The sequence below is a fragment of the Micromonospora sp. NPDC020750 genome (genome assembly GCF_044334565.1).
In the GTDB taxonomy this organism is placed as follows: Bacteria; Actinomycetota; Actinomycetes; order Mycobacteriales; family Micromonosporaceae; genus Micromonospora.
This window is the reverse complement of record NZ_JBIRTH010000015.1, coordinates 70,407-86,005: the sequence shown is the minus strand read 5'-3', so window position 1 is coordinate 86,005 and position 15,599 is coordinate 70,407. Positions and strand designations below refer to the sequence as shown.

General features: G+C 75.8%; 15 protein-coding genes, 1 pseudogene and 1 riboswitch. Of the genes and pseudogenes, 6 read left to right on the top strand and 10 right to left on the bottom strand.

The features are described from left to right. Nucleotides 1-100, bottom strand: a pseudogene (locus tag ACH4T9_RS30465) (type I methionyl aminopeptidase); the annotation flags it as partial. A 10-nt stretch (nt 101-110) separates the two neighbouring features. Here ACH4T9_RS30465 and ACH4T9_RS30460 point away from each other — a divergent pair. After that, complete coding sequence (locus ACH4T9_RS30460) at nt 111-413, top strand: helix-turn-helix transcriptional regulator (protein WP_396674772.1); 303 nt, start codon at nt 111-113, stop codon at nt 411-413. An 84-nt stretch (nt 414-497) separates the two neighbouring features. On the opposite strand, the gene ACH4T9_RS30455 is transcribed toward ACH4T9_RS30460, so the two are convergent. After that, nucleotides 498-1,025, bottom strand: coding sequence for an RBBP9/YdeN family alpha/beta hydrolase (locus ACH4T9_RS30455; protein ID WP_396674771.1), 528 nt, complete (start codon nt 1,023-1,025; stop codon nt 498-500). 86 nt (nt 1,026-1,111) lie between these two features. Between ACH4T9_RS30455 and ACH4T9_RS30450 the strand changes: the two genes are divergently transcribed. After that, a complete protein-coding gene (locus tag ACH4T9_RS30450; protein WP_396674770.1) occupies nt 1,112-1,891 on the top strand; it encodes an S-adenosyl-L-methionine hydrolase in 780 nt (259 codons plus the stop codon). A gap of 116 nt (nt 1,892-2,007) precedes the next feature. Next, nucleotides 2,008-2,250 (top strand): CPCC family cysteine-rich protein, encoded by a 243-nt coding sequence (locus tag ACH4T9_RS30445; RefSeq protein WP_387016345.1) that lies wholly within the window; start codon nt 2,008-2,010, stop codon nt 2,248-2,250. A 63-nt stretch (nt 2,251-2,313) separates the two neighbouring features. On the opposite strand, the gene ACH4T9_RS30440 is transcribed toward ACH4T9_RS30445, so the two are convergent. Then, nucleotides 2,314-3,597, bottom strand: a complete 1,284-nt coding sequence (locus ACH4T9_RS30440; RefSeq protein ID WP_396674768.1) for a hypothetical protein — start codon at nt 3,595-3,597, stop codon at nt 2,314-2,316. A gap of 108 nt (nt 3,598-3,705) precedes the next feature. Here ACH4T9_RS30440 and ACH4T9_RS30435 point away from each other — a divergent pair, with 108 nt between their 5' ends. Continuing rightward, nucleotides 3,706-4,560, top strand: coding sequence for a zinc finger domain-containing protein (locus tag ACH4T9_RS30435; RefSeq protein ID WP_396674766.1), 855 nt, complete (start codon nt 3,706-3,708; stop codon nt 4,558-4,560). A 222-nt stretch (nt 4,561-4,782) separates the two neighbouring features. Further along, a complete protein-coding gene (locus tag ACH4T9_RS30430; RefSeq protein ID WP_396674779.1) occupies nt 4,783-8,427 on the top strand; it encodes a multicopper oxidase domain-containing protein in 3,645 nt (1,214 codons plus the stop codon). A 4-nt stretch (nt 8,428-8,431) separates the two neighbouring features. On the opposite strand, the gene ACH4T9_RS30425 is transcribed toward ACH4T9_RS30430, so the two are convergent. The 7 genes from ACH4T9_RS30425 to ACH4T9_RS30395 all read right to left on the bottom strand — a co-directional run bounded on the left by ACH4T9_RS30425 (nt 8,432) and on the right by ACH4T9_RS30395 (nt 15,056). Then, entirely contained in the window at nt 8,432-9,217 is a 786-nt protein-coding gene (locus ACH4T9_RS30425; RefSeq protein WP_396674764.1) for a hypothetical protein, read from the bottom strand. 94 nt (nt 9,218-9,311) lie between these two features. Continuing rightward, entirely contained in the window at nt 9,312-10,178 is an 867-nt protein-coding gene (locus tag ACH4T9_RS30420; RefSeq protein ID WP_396674763.1) for a PspA/IM30 family protein, read from the bottom strand. 318 nt (nt 10,179-10,496) lie between these two features. Further along, a complete protein-coding gene (locus ACH4T9_RS30415; protein WP_396674761.1) occupies nt 10,497-10,952 on the bottom strand; it encodes a helix-turn-helix domain-containing protein in 456 nt (151 codons plus the stop codon). Between the two features lie 158 nt (nt 10,953-11,110). Next, nucleotides 11,111-11,692, bottom strand: a complete 582-nt coding sequence (locus ACH4T9_RS30410) for a CinA family protein (protein WP_396674760.1) — start codon at nt 11,690-11,692, stop codon at nt 11,111-11,113. Between the two features lie 130 nt (nt 11,693-11,822). Further along, nucleotides 11,823-12,416: a CDP-diacylglycerol--glycerol-3-phosphate 3-phosphatidyltransferase gene (gene pgsA, locus ACH4T9_RS30405; RefSeq protein WP_396674759.1), complete on the bottom strand. Its 594-nt coding sequence runs from the start codon at nt 12,414-12,416 to the stop codon at nt 11,823-11,825. A 77-nt stretch (nt 12,417-12,493) separates the two neighbouring features. Then, nucleotides 12,494-14,044, bottom strand: coding sequence for a 30S ribosomal protein S12 methylthiotransferase RimO (rimO, locus tag ACH4T9_RS30400; protein ID WP_396674758.1), 1,551 nt, complete (start codon nt 14,042-14,044; stop codon nt 12,494-12,496). 88 nt (nt 14,045-14,132) lie between these two features. Continuing rightward, on the bottom strand, nt 14,133-15,056 hold the full coding sequence (locus ACH4T9_RS30395; RefSeq protein ID WP_396674756.1) for an ornithine cyclodeaminase family protein: 924 nt from the start codon (nt 15,054-15,056) through the stop codon (nt 14,133-14,135). A gap of 75 nt (nt 15,057-15,131) precedes the next feature. Continuing rightward, nucleotides 15,132-15,204, top strand: a riboswitch (guanidine-III (ykkC-III) riboswitch). Between the two features lie 57 nt (nt 15,205-15,261). On the opposite strand from ACH4T9_RS30395, the gene ACH4T9_RS30390 reads away from it, so the two are divergent. Then, nucleotides 15,262-15,576, top strand: coding sequence for a DMT family transporter (locus tag ACH4T9_RS30390; RefSeq protein WP_387016360.1), 315 nt, complete (start codon nt 15,262-15,264; stop codon nt 15,574-15,576). Nucleotides 15,577-15,599: the final 23 nt, after the last annotated feature.

Genomic DNA, 15,599 nt, shown 5'->3' with positions numbered 1-15,599 from the left:
CGGCGACAACTCCGCCTTGGCAGACAGCGAGGTCGAGCTTCAGCAGGTCACCGTTGGCAAGCGGGTAGTCGTGCGGCAGCCCGTGGAGCACCGCGCCGCGGGCCCGGAGCATGGTCAGGTTGCCGCTCACTCCCGCAGAGGTCGAACGCGGGCAGCGCCTCGGCGCCCTCCTGCGCCGGGCCAGGGGGGAACGCTCGATGCTCGTCACCGCCCTGCGAGCAGGCGTCTCGCCGGAGACCCTTCGGAAGATCGAGTCCGGTCGCGTAGCCACCCCCGCCTTCCCGACCATCGCTGCCATCGCCGACGTCCTCGGCCTCTCCCTCGATGCGGTGTGGTCAGAGATCAACCAGCCAGACGGCGGGACCGAACTCGCAAGATCAGGCCGCTACGCAGGTGAGCGGTTGGCCTCGTGAGGCTCAACCCCGCAGCTCCGTTGCAGTTACCGACGACAGAGAACACCTGGGCACAGTTCTCAACCAACGTCCCCGCCAGTACAGCTAGGGGGCGAGCAGGCGTGCGATCAACTCCTCCGCCAGGGGCCACGGGCCGTAGCCGTCGGCGGTCGTGACGTGCCCGGCGTCGCCGAGGTCGACCAGCTCGGCACCCCACCGCCCGGCGTAGTGCGCCGCCCGCTCGTACGCCATCATCGGGTCGTTGCGGCTGGCGGCCAGGATCGACGGGAACGGCAGCGGGTCGTCGGGCAGCGCCGGCATCGAGGACTCCCCGTCCGTCCACGGCTCGTCGATGTCCGGCGGGGCGACCAGCAGCGCCCCCCGCACCGGGCCGGGGCCGCCGCGCGCCCAGAGCGCCACGGTGAGGCAGCCGGCGCTGTGCGCCACCAGCACGGTCGGCCCGGTTGCCTCATCCAGCGCGGCGGTGAGGGCGGCCACCCGGTCCTCGGCCACGTACCGGCCGCGCTCGGCGTGGCGAACCCAGCGGCGCTCCGGGTCCCGGCCGCGTAGCCACTCCTGCCAGTGGCCGGGCAGCGGCTCGTTCCGGCCGGGCACCAGCAGCACACGGGTCACGGCCGAGAGGCTAGCGTCGAACCGGCAGTCGCGCCGCCCCGCGCTGCGGGCGGCAGGGGAGACACCCGAGTACGAGGAGGAGGTCCGTGGTGTGGATCTCGCTGACCACCGACTACGGCCTCGCCGACGGGTTCGTGGCCGCCTGCCACGGGGTGATCGGGCGGCTCGCCCCGGCCGCCAGGGTGATCGACGTGACCCACCTGGTGCCGCCGGCCGACGTGCGCCGGGGCGCGGCCGTGCTCGCCCAGACGGTGCCGTACCTGCCGGGCGGGGTGCACGTCGCGGTGGTCGACCCGGGGGTGGGCACCGCCCGGCGCGGGATCGCCCTGGCCACCCCGGGAGGGCTGCTGGTCGGGCCGGACAACGGGCTGCTGCTGGACGCCGCCACCGCGCTCGGCGGCGTCACGGCGGCCGTCGAACTGACCAACCCGCAGTGGCTGGCCCCCGAGGTGTCCCGCACCTTCCACGGCCGGGACGTGTTCGCCCCGGTCGCGGCCCGGCTGGCGCTCGGCGCGCCGCTTTCCGACGCCGGCCCGGCGGTCGACCCCGCCGCCCTGGTCCGGCTGCCCGAGCCGGTGGTGCGGTCCGGCCCCGACGGCTTCACCGCCGAGGTGCTGACCGTGGACCACTTCGGCAATGTGCAGCTCGCCGCGCCGGGCGACCTGCTGGCCGCGCTGCCGGCCCGGCTGTGGGTGGCCGGGCGGGCGGCGGCGCACGGGCGGACCTTCGGCGACGCCCCGCCCGGCGGGCTGGTGGTCCACGTGGACTCCGCCGGACTGGTCGCGGCGGCGGTGAACGGCGGCCGGGCCGTCGACGTGCTCGCGGTCGGGCCGGGTGACCTGGTCACCGTCACCGCCGCCGCCTGAGCACGACACTGCGCCGGGGGCGTCGGGGGAACGGCCGGGAACGGCCGTTCGGTGGGTGACGAAATCGGACCACCGCCGGACTGATGCCCGGTGGCCGCTTGTGGAATGCTCTTCCGGTGGGTGAACAATGGGTTCCGTCGGCATGCCCCTGCTGCGCATCGAAAACCGGGGGCGGCACCTGCCCGGTCTGTTTCTGGACCGACGACGGCCAGGCCGACGCCGACGCCGATGTGGTGCGGGGCGGCCCGAACGGCGACCTGAGCCTGTCCCACGCGCGGCTCAACTTCGCGATCTACGGTGCCAGCCACCCCCGCTACCAGGAGATCGTGCGCCCGGCCCGCCCGGAGGAACGCCCCTGACCCGCCCCGAGCGTGGGGACGGGCCGGGGCGACGCGGGACGGGTGAGGGGCCAGCGCCCGCGGTCAGCAGCGCGGCGCGGCGCCGCCGTACACGGCGGAGATGTACGCGTGGCTGACGTACTGCCCGCTGGCGAGGCGGTTCCACCGGTTCGTGGTCCGGTAGGTGCCGCTGACGGTCTGGCCGGTGACGTAGCACTGGATCGGCACGTGGGCGTACGTGGCGGCGAGGCCACGGGCGGCGTACCCGGTGCCGGGGCCGGTGCGGAGGTTGAGCGGGCCGGAACCGATCACGCCGTGCGGGCCGGTTCCGGTCCACAGGTACGCGACGTCCACCCAGGCGTTGTCGGTGAGTTGGAGGCCGTCCCAGAAGGTGCCGTCGGCGAGGTCGACGCCGCCCGGGTTCAGCACGGTCCGACCGAACTGGTCCCGCCCGCCGTGGTAGCCGTCCTGGTACGCGGCCTGCGCCTCGGGCCTGCCCTGCGGGAGGTCCTTCCAGTTCTCCCGGACGGCGGCGGGGTTCCAGTAGTCGTCCCGGGTGTTCCACGGCCCGACGTCCCAGACCGGGGCGTACTCGCAGCGGCTGCCGCTGGTGGTGCAGACCCGGACCGTGTAGTCGCCGGTGCCGCGCGGGGAGAGCGAGCGCCGGGACGGCAGCGCCGCGAAGTGGTCACGGGACGTGACGACGTGCCCGTTGGCGGTGGTCCCGCCGACCAGCCCGATCCGGGTGGCGTAGACCCGGTAGACCCGCCCGGGGGTGGACGCGGCGGCGACGGCCGCCCGGTCGGCGGTGAGCCGGACGGCACGAACCGCGAGGGTGGCCCCGGCGGCGCGGGCGGTGAGCAGCACCCGGGCCTGGACCCGCGTGACCGGCTGGTCGAAGACGGCGGCGGGGCCGGCCGTGCGCCACTCGGTCCAGCCGGCGGCGTGCCGGCCGCGCACCTGGACCTCCACCGCGGCGTCCGGGCCGGCGTCCGCGTCCACCTCGGCGCGGACCCGGGTCGCGGGTCGGGTCAGGGCCCGCTCCGGGCTCAGGTACGCGCCCTCGGCGACCGGCGCGTGCCGGTCCAGGGCGGCGGAGGTGACGGCGCGCGGCGTCCGGTCGGACAGCCGGAGCCCCCCGCCGGCCCAACGGGCGTTGAGGCCGTCGGCGCGGGAGAGGTCGGCGTCCCACCGCTCGGTCGGCGCGACCGCGTCGGCGGCACGGGGAGACGCGGCGGCCGGTCCGGCGAAGGCCGCCGGCAGCGGGACGGAGGCGGGCGGTACGGGGACAGCGGCCAGGTAGAGGAGCGCGAGGGCGAGCAGCGGGGAGAGGACGAGGCTACGGACGGCAGTACGCGGACAATTCACGTTGTTCCTCCTCAGAACACCCTGATCGTTGCCTTTCGCTCGATCGATGGGAACCTCCGTACAAATGGCGATACACGCGAATCCCGTTCGGGGAGGGAGAATGGCGGGGTGCCCGAAGGTGACACCGTCTGGAACACCGCCCGCGTCCTGCACCGCGCCCTCGGCGGGGTCCGGCTCACCGGCTGCGATTTTCGGGTGCCGCAGTTGGCCACCACCGACCTGACCGGCTGGACGGTGCGCGAGTCGGCCAGTCGGGGCAAGCACCTGCTGCTCCGGCTCACCGCCCCGGAGCCGGTCGACGCCCCGGCCGCCGGTGACGATCGGACGACCCGCTGGACGCTGCACTCGCACCTACGGATGGACGGGGCCTGGCGGGCGTACGCGCCGGGCGAACGCTGGACGGCCCGGCCCGCGCACCTGATCCGGGCGGTGCTGCGCGGCCCGGAGGCGGTGGCCGTCGGGTACCACCTGCACGAGCTGGCGCTGGTACGGACGGCCGAGGAGGGCGCGCTGGTGGGGCACCTCGGGCCGGACCTGCTCGGCGCCGACTGGGACCCGGCCGAGGCGGTCCGTCGGCTCGCCGCGCGCCCGGAGGCGGCGATCGGGGAGGCGCTGCTCGACCAGCGCAACCTGGCCGGCGTGGGCAACCTGTACAAGTGCGAGGTGTTGTTCCTGCGCGGGATCTCGCCGTGGACCCGGGTCGGCGCGGTGCCCGACCTGGCCGGCACGGTGACGCTCGCGCAGAGGCTGCTGGCGGCCAACCGGGGGCGGTGGACCCAGAGCACCACCGGCTCGCTGCACCGGGGGCGGACCAGCTACGTGTACGGCCGGCGGGCGCAGCCCTGTCGCCGGTGCGGCACCGCGATCCGCAAGGAGGAGCTGGGCGAACGGGTCACCTACTGGTGCCCGGCCTGCCAGCCCGGCCCGCCGGGCACTACCCCGCCCCGACCGACGCCCTCCTGACCCGGCGTCCTCCTGACCCCGACGACCGGGCCGGTCGACACCCTGACCTGCCCCGACGCGCCGGTCCCAGGGTCCGGGACGCCCGCAGATACGGACGATTGGGTAGTTCCTAACCAGGGGTCCGGCGTCGCATGCTGCGGTTGAGTGCTCACCGATCGTCAACAGACGCGACGGCCGTCCCAAGGGGGTGGCGGCCGGCGCGCCTCGATCCCGGGGAGAGCCATCGTGCTGTTCCGCAGACTGCGCTCCAACCTCGCCGACCGGGCCGCCCGCACCGGCCGGGAGGTCGGGCCGACCGTGCCGGCGGCCCGGGCCGCCGAGGAGGCGGCCCCCGTCCCGGCCAGCCTCGACCCGGCCGCGGTCCCGCGCAACTTCGGGCCGGTGCCCAACTTCGCCACCAGCCCGCTGCCGGTCCCCGACGGGCGGGGCGGGACGGTTCCCGGCACCGGCCTGCGCAAGTTCGTCGACGCGCTGCCGGGCCCGGGCGAGGCGGGCCGCACCGAACTGGGCGGGTACCTGCCGGTGGCCGTCCCCGACACCATCACCTGGCCGGGCTGCGACTACTACGAGATCGGTCTCCAGGAGTACGCCCAGCGCCTGCACCGCGACCTGCCCGCCACCCGACTGCGCGGCTACCGGCAGCTCAATTTGGGCACCGACGGCTCCGGGCACAACACGGTCGCCCCGCCCGACCGGCCGTACCTGCTCGGGCCGGTGATCGTGGCCCGGCGGGGCCGGCCGGTACGGATCAAGTTCATCAACCAGCTCCCCACCGGGCGGGCCGGCGACCTGTTCCTGCCCGTCGACCCGACCCTCGACGGCGCCGGGGCCGGGCCGCTGGACGGGCCGGCGCCGTACCCGCAGAACCGGGCCGTGCCGCACCTGTACGGCGGGCAGACCGGCTGGATCAGCGCCGGCAACCCGTGGCAGTGGGTCACCCCGGCCGGCGAGATCACCCCGTACCCGACGGGGGTGGGGCTGACCCACGTGCCGGACATGCCGCCGCCCGGCCCCGGGGCGACGACCCTGTACTACCCGAACGAGCAGAGCGGCCGGCTGATGTGGCTGCACGACAACACGCTCGGCCTGTCCCGGCTCACCGTCCACTCCGGTCAGCTCGCGCTCTACCTGCTCGCCGACCCGGCCGAGGAGCGCCTCGTCGCCGACGGCGTGCTGCCCGCCGAGCAGCTGCCGCTGGTGATCCAGGACCGCACCTTCGTACCGGACGACACCCAGCTCGCCGCCCAGGACCCGACCTGGGACCGGGACCGCTGGGGGGCCCGGGGCAGCCTGTGGCACCCGCACGTCTACCAGCCCCGACAGAACCCGTACCGGGCCTCGGGCGGCAACCCGACCGGCCGCTGGGACTACGGCCCGTGGACCGGCCCCCCGCCGGGCCGGGAGGCGGCCACCCGACCGGGGCCGGACCCGGAGACCGACGGCCGCCCGGCCGGGCCGGCGCCGAACCCGCACCACGATCCGGTCGCCGCCCCCGACGAGCCGCCACTGGCCCCGGGCGTGCCGCACCCGTCGGCGGTGCCGGCGGCGTACGGCGACACCCCGCTGGTCAACGGGGTCGCCTACCCGTACCTGACGGTGACGCCGGGGGCGTACCGGTTCCGGATCCTCAACGCCTGCGCGGACCGCGGCCTCAACCTCCAGCTCTACCGGGCCCGCTCGGACGGCCCGATGTGGGGCCCGGACGGCGAGCTGCGCGACGCCGACGCGGGCGAGGTGCCGATGGTGGAGGCGGTCCGCTCCCCCGGCCGCCCGGCGCACTGGCCCACGGACGGTCGCGACGGCGGGGTGCCGGACCCCGCCGCGGCCGGGCCGGAGTTCGTCCAGGTCGGCAACGAGTGCGGGCTATTGCCCGCCCCGGTGGTGCTGCCCAACCGCCCGGTGGGCTACCGGTACGACCGGCAGGATCCGACCGTGCTGAACGTCGACGGGCACACCCTGCTGCTCGCCCCCGGGGAGCGGGCCGACGTGGTGGTCGACTTCTCCGCCGTCCCGCCCGGGGCCACGGTGATCCTGTACAACGACTGCCCGGCCCCGCTGCCCCGGTTCGACCCCCGCTACGACCACCACACCGACGCGCCGGACCGCACCGCCGTGGGCGGGATCGCCGGCACCCGCCCCGGGTACGGGCCGAACACCCGCACCCTGCTCCAGTTCCGGGTGGCCGGCGAGCCCGCCGAGCCGTTCGACCTGGCCCGGCTCGCCGACCGGCTGCCCGCCGCGTACGCGGCCAGCCAGCGCCCGCCGATCGTGCCCCAGCCGGCGTACGACGCCGCGTTCGGCACCCGCACGGCCGGGGACACCGTGGTCACGGCGTACGCCACCTCGGTCAGCTTCACGCCGGCCGGAGCCGCCGTACCGGTGACCCTGCCGCTGGCGGTGAAGGCGGTGGGGCAGGTGTTCGAGCCGGCGTACGGGCGGGTCGCCGGCCGGCTCGGGGTCGCCCACCCGAACGCCGGCCCGCTCGGCCCGGTGACCCTGCCGCTCGGGCCCGTCGACCCGGCCACCGAGACCCTGGTGATCGCCGACCCCACGGTCCCGGTCGGCGCGCCCGCCGACGGCACCCAGCTCTGGCGGATCACCGGGGACGCCGGGCAGACCCACCCCGTGCACATCGGCGGCTGCGACGTGCAGCTCGTCAACCGCGTCGGCCGGGACGGCACGATCCGCCTGCCGGAGGCCAACGAGCTGGGCTGGAAGGAGACGGTCCGGGTGAACCCCCGGGAGGACGTGGTCGTGGCGCTGCGCCCCGTCGCGCCCGTCCTGCCGTTCAAGCTCGGCGACAGCGTCCGGCTGCTCGACCCGACGCGCCCGGCCGGCGCCCGGATCGGCTCGACCCCGGTCAGCCCGCTCGACGGCCGGCCTGCGGCGGTGGTGAACCAGCTGGTCAACATGGGCTGGGAGTACCGCTGGCACAGCCAGCTCGGCGGCCACCGGGACCAGGGCATGAGCCGCCCGCTGGTGCTGCGGGTCGCCCCGAAGGGACCGACCGGGCTGACGGCCACGCCGATGGCCGGGTCGGCGACCGTGCTGCCGGCGATCGCGCTGACCTGGACCGGCAACGGCAGCCACCCGCAGGCCCGCAGCCACCTGCTCCAGCGGGCCACCGACATCGCGTTCACCGAGGGGGTCATCGCGATCACGGTGGCCGCCGCCGCCAACCGGTACACCGACGCGACGGTCACCCCGGGGGTGACGTACCACTACCGGATCCGGGCGGAGAACGAGGTGAGCTGCTCGGCCTGGTCCAACGGGGTGCCGGCGGCGGTCCGGCTCACCGCCCCGGCCGGGCTGGTCGCGGCGATCCCGCCGGCCGCGCCGCCGCGGGTGGCGCTGCGCTGGGCGAACCGCTCCTTCGCCACCGGCGTGGACGTGCAGCGGGCCACCAACCCGACGTTCACCAGCGGGCCGGTCACCACCGCGATCGGGGTGGGCGGGCAGCACGTGGACGCCGTGGTCGCTGCGGAGACCACCTACTACTACCGGGTGCGGACCACCTACCTGGGGGCGGCGTCGCCGTGGTCGACCGTCGCCACCGTCACCACTCCGCCCCGCCCCGCACCGCCCACGGCGCTGGCCGGCGCCGCGAGCGCCCCCGCGCCCGACACGGCGACGGTGGCGCTGACCTGGGCGGCCGGGCCACCGGGCGGGCCGGGGGCCGGCTTCGTGGTGCAGCGGGCCCTCGACCCGGCGTTCGAGCGGGAGGTCGTCGCGTTCACGGTGCACGGGCGGGGGTTCACCAACACCGGCCTGGCCCGGGGCGTGACGTACCACTACCGGGTGCGGTCGTTCAACGTAATCGGCAGCTCGCCGTTCACCCCGCCGGTGGCGGTGAGCACCCCCGGTTGAGCGGTCAGCGGGTGGGGGCGCGCAGGGGGTCGCCGACGGTACGCAGCTCGGCCAGCGCCGAGGCCACCCCGTGCAGCAGGTCGGTCGCCTCGGCGAGCCGGGACGCGGCGGCGTGCTCGCTGCTGGGGCGGGCGTCCTCGGCCAGGTAGCCGGCGGCGGCCACCACCAGTCGCTCGTACGCGGACACCCCGCTCTCCAGTTGCCCGGACAGCTCCCGGTGGGCGCCGGCGAGCGGGGCCCGGGCGTCGGCCGGGGCGAGCCGCAGGGCCCGCTCGACGCTGGCCACCCGCCCGGCCAGCTCGCGCAGCGAACGGTCGGCGGCGGCGGCCTCCAGCACGGCCGGCTCGGCCAGCCCGGTCAGCTGGCCGGTCATCCCGCCGAGGGTCAGCGCGGCCCGGTCCAGCCGGGCCCACGGCTCGGCCACGCTGGTGCCGCGCAGGGCCAGCCGGGACCGGGCCCGGCGCACCTCGGCCAGCACCCCCTGCCCGGCCGGGAGTCGTTCCACGGCGGCGACCAGCCGGGCCCGGGACCGGGCGGCGGCCTCGGCCGGGTCGAGCGCCGGGGGCGCCGGCCGCGATGCGAGGGCCCGCAGGTCGAGCCAGCGCCAGGCGGCCAGGGCCACCGCGCTGCCCGCGGCGCCGGCCCAGGCCGCGTCGGGCAGCCCGAGCCCGGCGTACGGGGCCAGCACGGCCGCCGCCCCGGTCAGGCCGCCGCCCAGGACGCTCCACCGGCGGGCGGCCCGCCGCAGCCGGCGCAGCTCGCGGAAGTACCGTGCCCGCTCGTCTGCCATGCGTGCCTCCTCACTCCGGCCGCCCGGCCGACGACGCTGACGCCGCCCGGCCCGTCCGGCCCTGATGCCGCCCGACCAGCGGCGCTGGTGCCGCTCAGCTGGCGGCGGTGGTGTCCCCGGTGCCGCGCTCCTGGCCCATGCTGGCCCGGATCTGGTCGAGCCGGGCCGCGGCGGCCGGGTCGGCGGTCGGAGCGGCCTGTCCCTGTCCCGCCGCGCGGTCCTGCCGGCCGGCAAGCTGCTCGCCGGCCATGCTGGAACGGATCTGCTCCAGCCGGGACGAGCCGGCCGAGTCCAGGGACGCCTTCTGGATCTCCAGCATCCGACCCTCGACGGAGTTGCCGGCCAGCTCGGCTCGGCCCATCGCGGTGGCGTAGCGCTGCTCGATGCGGTCCCGCACCTCGTCCAGCGAGGGGGTGCTGCCGGACGCCGTCAGGGAGGACATCGACTCCAGCGAGCGGGCCACGCTCTCCTGCATCTTGGCCTGCTCCAGCTGGCTGAGCAGCTTGGTGCGCTCGGCCAGCTTCTGCTGGAGGATCATGGAGTTGTTCTCCACCGCCCGGCGGGCCTGCGCGGCGGCGCCGAGCGCCTGGTCGTGCAGGGTCTTCAGGTCCTCCGTGGCCTGCTCGGCCGAGACGAGCTGGGTGGCCAGCATCTGGGCGGACTGCTCGTACTTGCCGGCCTCCGCCTCGTCGCCGCGGGCCCGGGCCTGGTCGGCGAGGACCAGGGCCTGCCGGGCGTTGCCCTGGAGCCGCTCGACCTCCGACATCTGCCGGGACAGCTTCAGCTCCAGCTGACGCTGGTTACCGATCACCGCCGCCGCCTGCTGGACCAGCGCCTGGTGCTGACGCTGCGCCTCCTCGACGGCCTGCTGGATCTGCACCTTGGGGTCGGCGTGCTCGTCGATCCGGGCACCGAAGAGCGCCATCAGGTATTTCCAGCCCTTGACGAACGGGTTCGCCATCTCCGCGGTATCCCCTCAGTAGAGTCGCGCCGCCCCGACCGTGCCGGGCGGTCCGGCCGGCGGTCGCACGCGGCAGTGAAGCCATGGTCCCAGCCGGGCGCCAGCCCGGCATCGCGTACGTCCACGGGCGGCACGCGCCGCCGTCTGATCAACAGTACGCGGCGCGGGAAAGCCCGACCACGTCGTCGGGTGGCCGGGGTCGCACCTGCCGCGCGGTCGGGCCGACGGGCGGAGTCGCGGCTCCGCCGACGAGGCGCTCGGGGCGTGTCGGCGGCCGGGGTGGGCCGCCCGGCGGGCTGGTTCAGGCGGCGGGCAGGTTCAGGCGGCGCAGACGACGTCGCGGTCGCGGTCGGCGGGGCGCACCCGCGTGCTGCGCAGGGTGGCCTTCAGCGGCGAGTCCTGGTGCACCGCCACCGACACCGAGCCGCCCGTGGAGACCTGGCGCACGCCGCGGCCTGCGGCGTTGCGGACGGAGGCGCGGCCCACCGGCGCCGGCTCGACGGGCTCGTCCTGCACCGGCATCAGCACCCCCGGGAGCTGCTCGGCGAGTGCCACCGTGTCGCTGACCTCTCGGAGCAGCTCGGAGAGGCGGGCACCGAGGGCGTCGCAGATGGCGGCCAGCAGCTCGCTGGAGGGCTCCTTCTGGCCGCGCTCAATCTCGGACAGGTAGCCCAGGCTCACGTTCGCCGCGGAGGAAACCTCGCGCAGGGTGCGCTGCTGCCCCTGCCGGCGCGCCCGCAGTGCGTCACCGATCACCCGGCGTAGCAGGACCATCGCACCTCCCCTGACTGGTCTCACCCCTCCGACGGCGGTCGTTCCCGGCGCGGTGTACCGCCCCGGTGCCGACGACACGCGTCGGAGCCTTCCCGCAACCGTACCCGCTGCCGGCCCCGGTGACATCCCACCCTGCCCCACCATCTGGCGGTGGCCGCTCAGCGCCCGCCCGTCGCGGCGGTCGCGGGATCCCCGTCGGCGGCCGGTGTGCCCTGCGCGGTCGCCGCCTCCGCCACCTCCGCCGCGTGGATCCGTCGGGCGAGCAGCCGCAACGCCTCGATCACCGTGGCGGAGCGGATGTGGGCCCGGCCGCCGTCCAGGTCGAGCCGGGTGACCTCGGCGCCGCCCGGCCCGGCGACGGCGATGTAGACCAGCCCGACCGGCTTGCCGTCCTGCGGCTGCGGCCCGGCCACTCCGGTGGTGGCCAACCCCCAGTCGGCCCCGCAGCGCCGCCGGCCGCCCTCGGCCAGGGCGAGGGCCACGTCCGGGTCGACCGGTCCGCGGTCGGCCAGCAGGTCCTCCGGTACGCCCGCCAGCAACGCCTTCAGCTCGGTGGCGTACACGACCAGCCCGCCCCGGTAGACGCCGCTCACTCCGGCGATCTCCACGAGCGAGGCGGAGAGCAGCCCACCGGTGAGCGACTCCACGGTCGCCAGCGTCTCGTGCCGCTGCGCGAGGCGGTGCACCACCCCGGCCGCCGGGTTCCCGACCGGCCGCCGCCCGTTCGCATCCGTCTCCATGCCCACGTTCCTTTCCCCGCCGCTGCCGCCCTACGCCACCCCGCCCACGCATCCTCCCGCCCACCACCGGCGACGATGTGGTGGTCCCGTGACCACCGGGGAAGGCGGGGCCGGTCAGGGGCGGGGCCGGTCAGGGGCGGGGCCGACGGAGCCGGAGGGCCTGGGCGATGTAGTCGAAGCCGGTGACCACCGTGACGACCACCGCGGCGGCCATGATCCAGGGGCCGACGTCGGCGAGGCCGGCCGGCATCGGCCACAGGTACCAGGTGATCGCGAGGATCTGGAGCGCAGTCTTGATCTTGCCGCCCCGGCTGGCCGCGATGACGCCGTGCCGGATCACCCAGAACCGCAGCGCCGTGATGCCCAGCTCGCGGGCCAGAATCAGCGCGGTCACCCACCAGGGCAGCAGGTCGTACCAGGACAACAGCACCAGGGCCGCGCCGGTGAGCGCCTTGTCGGCGATCGGGTCGGCAACCTGACCCACGGAGGTGACCAGGCCGAAGCGGCGGGCGATCCAGCCGTCCACCAGGTCGGTGGCCGAGGCGAAGACGAAGATCAGGCAGGCCACGATCCGCCACCCGGAGTGACTCATCGCCGACATCACGACCGTCGCTCCGAAGACCGGCACCAGCACCAGCCGCAGCAGGGTCAGCGCGTTGGCCGCGTTGAGCACCGGCACCCGGGCGACCACCGGCGACGGCGTCGACCCCGCCGCCGGATTCATCGGCGTGCCCCGATCGGGCCGCCGTGGCGTACCTGGCGCCGCACCACGTGGCTCCCCCGCTCTCTCAGGGCCCGCCGTCACCGTGCCGCGCCGGGCGCCGCCGAGATCATCTCATCCGGGACCGCGACCAGGTCCACCCCTTCCGTGGCGGTGACCGTCGCCCGCACCAGGTCGCCGGGACGCAGCGCTGCCAGGTCCACACCGCCCTCGGCCGGGGCGACCAGGGTGGTCGAGCCGTCGACCTCGGGGGCCTGGTGCGCCGCCCGGCCCTCGACCACGCCGTCGTCGACCGAGTCGACCAGCACCTCGACCGTGGAGCCGAGCCGCTCCTCGGCGCGCTGTGAGCACAGTTCGTCGGCGAGCGCGCTGAGCCTGTCGTACCGGCGCTTGATGGTGGCGGCGGAGACCTTGCCGGGCAGGCCGGCGGCCTCGGTGCCGTCCTCGTCGCTGTAGTCGAACATGCCGATCGCGTCGAGCCGGGCCTCGGTGAAGAAGCGGACCAGCTCGGCGATGTCGGCGCGGGTCTCGCCGGGGAAGCCGACGATGAAGTTGCTCCGCGCACCGGCCTGCGGGGCCAGGGCGCGGGCGGAGGCCAGCAGCTCCAGGAACCGGTCGGTGGAGCCGAAACGGCGCATCCGGCGCAGCACCGGCTCGCTGGAGTGCTGGAACGACAGGTCGAAGTAGGGCGCGACGCCCGGCGTGCCGGCGATCGCCTCGACCAGCCCGGGCCGGGTCTCGGCGGGCTGGAGGTAGCTCACCCGGACCCGGACGATGCCGGACACGGCGGCGAGCTGCGGCAGCAACTTCTCCAGCGCCCGGGGGTCGCCCAGGTCCTTGCCGTACGACGTCGAGTTCTCGCTGACCAGCACCAGCTCCCGGACGCCGCTGCGGGCCAGCCACTCCGCCTCGGCGAGCAGCTCGTCGGGCGTACGCGAGACGAAGGCCCCCCGGAAGGCCGGGATGGCGCAGAACGCGCAGCGCCGGTCGCAGCCGCTGGCCAGCTTCAGCGACGCCACCGGGCCGGTGTCGAGCCGGTGCCGCAGCACCTGGCGCAGGTGGGCCGGGGTGTGCTCGTCGGTCTGCACGGCCGCCCGCGAGGTGCCGTGGCCGGGCAGCGAGACCGCGCTGTCGCGCCGGGCGACCGGGGTCAGCGGCAGCAGCTCCCGCCGGTCGCGCGGGGTGTGCGCGTCGATCGCCTCGCCGGCCACGACCGCGTCGAGCCGGGCGGCGATGTCCGGGTAGTCGTCGAAGCTCAGCACCGCCTGCGCCTCGGGCAGGCTGTTGGCCAACTCCCGGCCGTACCGCTCGGCCATGCAGCCGGCGGCGACCACCTTCGCGCCGGTGTCGGCGGCGGCCAGCAGCGTCTGGATCGAGTCCTGCTTGGCCTTCTCCACGAAGCCGCAGGTGTTGACGACCACCACGTCGGCACCCTCGCCGTCGGTGGTCACCTGCCAGCCGTCGGCGTGCAGCCGGGCGGCCAACTCCTCCGAGTCGACCTCGTTACGGGCGCAGCCCAGCGTCAGCAGGGCAACGCGGCGGCCGGTGGCGTCGGACGACGGCTCCAGGTCGCGGCGCGGCGCCACTCGCGCCGAGCTGGAGTTGTCGGAAGGGGAGGTGGCAGACACCATCCGAGGGTACCGGGCGCGCGGAGGCCGCCTGGCAACGGCGGTCGTCACCCTCCGCGCCGACAGCCGGGGGTCGGGTGCCGGGCTGCTGTCAGAGCCGGGCCGCCCCGACCTGGACCAGGCGGTCGAGCAGGAAGACCTCCGTGCCGGCCAGGCCGGTGGAGCAGAACACCGACACCTGGTCCGCGCCGGTCCGCCCCGGGACCGCCCCGGCCAGCACCGCGCCCAGGTCGGCCAGCCGCCCCGCGTACGGGGGCAGCGCGGCGAGCATCGGCGGGTCGTACGCCATCGCCTGGGCCGGCGAGTCCGTGACCAGGACGTCGGCGGCGTCCAGCAGATCGGTGCCGAACTCGGCCCGGCCGCGCTGCTTGAAGCCGACCGCGTTGACGTGTGCCCCCGGGGCGAGGTCGGTGGCGTCCAGCACCGGCGTGGGGCTGGTGGTGGCGATCACCACCACGTCCCGGCCGGTCACGGCGGCCTGAGCCGTGGCCACGGCGCGGGCCGGGACGCCCAGCTCGGCGCGGACCCGGGCGGCGAACGCCTCCCGGCGGGCCGCCGAGCGGCTGTGCACGGTCACCTCGCGCAGCGGGCGCACGGCGGCGGTGGCCCAGACCTGGGTCCACGCCTGCCCGCCCGAGCCGATCACGCCGAGGGTGGCCGCGTCCGGCCGGGCCAGCGCGTCGACCGCCACCCCGCCCAGCCCTCCGGTGCGCCGGGAGCCCAACTCCTCGCCGACGGCGATCGCCCGCACCGCCCCGGTCCGCCTGTCGTGCAGCACGACGAGCTGCTCGCCCTGCGGGTGGCCGAACGTGTCGTACGTGCGGTAGCCGTACCACTCGTCGGTGAGCTGCCCGGCGGTGAGGACCATCCGGCCGCCGCTCAGCGGGGCGGACGCCCGGGGCGGCGCGACCAACCGGCCGGCGTGGGCGGCGAGCAGGGCGTCCCGCATCGCGGCCACGGTGGTGGACGCGTCGAGGACGGCGGCGACCTCCAGGTCGGAGACGAGCAGAGTCATACCGGCAATACTGGTACTTGAACTCAACTTCATGTCAATCGGCGGGGTGGGCGGGGCATGGTGCTAGCGTCGGGGGCGGTGGCCGAGGCACGACAACGGCCGTTCCGGACGAGGGTGGGCGTACCCGGTGAGGCAAAGACGCCCGCGAGTTGTGCCCACTCGTCCCGGTCCCCGGCGGTCCGGGCCCCCGCAGAGGTGATGTCACATGGCCTGGATCGTGTTGGTGGTCTCCGGACTCCTGGAGACCGCGTGGGCGATCTCGCTGGACCGCAGCGTCGGTTTCAGCCGCCCCCTCCCCTCGCTCGTCTTCGTCGTCACGCTGGTGCTCAGCATGCTGGGGCTGGCGTACGCGCTGCGTGAGATCCCGGTCGGCACCGGCTACGTCATCTGGGTCGGCATCGGCGCGGTCGGCACCGCGCTGGTCGGGATGCTGGCGCTGGGCGAGTCGACCAGCCTGCCCCGGATCCTCTGCCTGCTGCTGGTGGTGGCCGGGGTGGTCGGCCTGAAGGTCTTCCACTGACACCGTGGGGCCCCCGCCCCGTC